Annotated in this window: 2 protein-coding genes; both read right to left on the reverse strand. The window is 36.8% G+C overall.

Features of this window, described 5'->3' with window-relative positions:
- The coding region (locus V7014_RS26675; protein ID WP_438824990.1) for an ABC transporter permease subunit at positions 1-207 on the reverse strand (207 nt) is incomplete at its 3' end.
- Between the two features lie 90 nt (positions 208-297).
- The coding region (locus V7014_RS26680) for an ABC transporter substrate-binding protein (protein WP_335512075.1) at positions 298-1,558 on the reverse strand (1,261 nt) is incomplete at its 5' end.

Here is a 1,558-nt window from a genome sequence, read left to right on the forward strand (position 1 = left end):
ACATATAATTGCTAACCATAATGGTAACCCTGTATTGAGTAGAGAAATACTAATCATGGCACCAAACATTGCGAATTCACCCTGTGCTAGGTTGAGAACTCCTGTAACGTTATAAATGATCACAAAGCCAATTGCAATTAAAGCATAAATGGAACCGATCGTTAAACCGGAAAACAGTAGTTGTAACATTTGACTCATGACTTCCATTTGTATCCCTCCAAAATTAAAAATTCATCTTATTAACTCACAATTGACAATCAGTGGTGGATTTTCACCACTGATCATCATATTCTATGATTATTCTTTTTCTTCTAAAGTCCATTTACCATCAACGATTTTTACCATAGCAAAACTGTCTGCAGTTAAACCATTATGGTTCTCTTTATCAATATTGAAAACACCTGTTAAACCAACAAATTCACCCATATCCTTTTCAATATAGTCTCTTATTGAAGCGCTATCAGTGTTACCAGCTTCCACCGCTTTAACAACCATATAATATGCATCCCATGCATGGGCACCAAATGTACTAATAGGTTTGTTATATTTAGCGGTATATTGTTCTTTATACTTAAGAAGTAATTCTTTTTGCGGATTTGAATTAGCTAAATCCTCGGCAATTAAGAGCTTGCCAGCTGGTAAAACAACACCATTGCCAGCTTCTCCTGTTAATTCTAAGAATTGGCTTGATGCCACACCATGACTTGCTAACACAGGAAGGTCAATTGCTAATTCACGAATGTTCTTAACAACAACTGCTGATTCTTGAACAGTACCCCAAACAATAATCGCTTCTGGCTTTGCTTTTTTTACACGCGTTAACACTGGCTTTGCATCTTTAACAGTTGCCTCAAATTCGTCTTCGATAACTGCTTCTATTCCGAAGTCTTTAGCGATTTCTCCAAACTCTTCATGGGCGCCAGTACCAAATGAGTTCGCAACGTTTAGCCATGCTACTTTTGTTAACCCTTTATCCTTTAAAAATCCTAAGATTTTTTCAACAGCATGTCTGTCATCTTGCGGTGTTTTGTAAACCCATTTTCTTGCCTTGCCATTATCATCTCGGTGAATTTGCTTACTAGCAGCAACAGAGAAATATGGAACTTTGTTTTGTTCTGCTAAAGGAAGCATCGCTAATGAGTTACCGCTAATCGTTCCTCCAATAACGGCAGTTACCTTATCTTGTGTAACCGCTTTCTTCATAGCCAATACAGCTTCATTTTGATCAGATTTATCATCGTAAGTTATTAGTTCGATCTTCTTGCCATTGATTCCACCAGCTTTATTTTGCTCGTCAACTAACATTTGCAATGTCTCTAATTCAGGTTCCCCTAGTGGAGCCGCCCCCCCAGAGGAAGAAAAGATCCCTGCGATTTTTACTGTGTCTGAGTCTTTATTTGACTCTTTGTCAGGAGTTGAAGCAGAATCAGATTTACAAGATGAAAGTGCTAACAAACAACCTACTAAGAACACGAGTAGCATAATTTTCTTCATTTCTACACCCCTTAATTGTTTTAAATAAATATTTTTACTATACAATCTAACTATTAAGTAAGAT

The sequence above is a fragment of the Bacillus sp. JJ722 genome, from assembly GCF_036963345.1.
Lineage (GTDB): Bacteria > Bacillota > Bacilli > Bacillales > DSM-1321 > Bacillus_AD.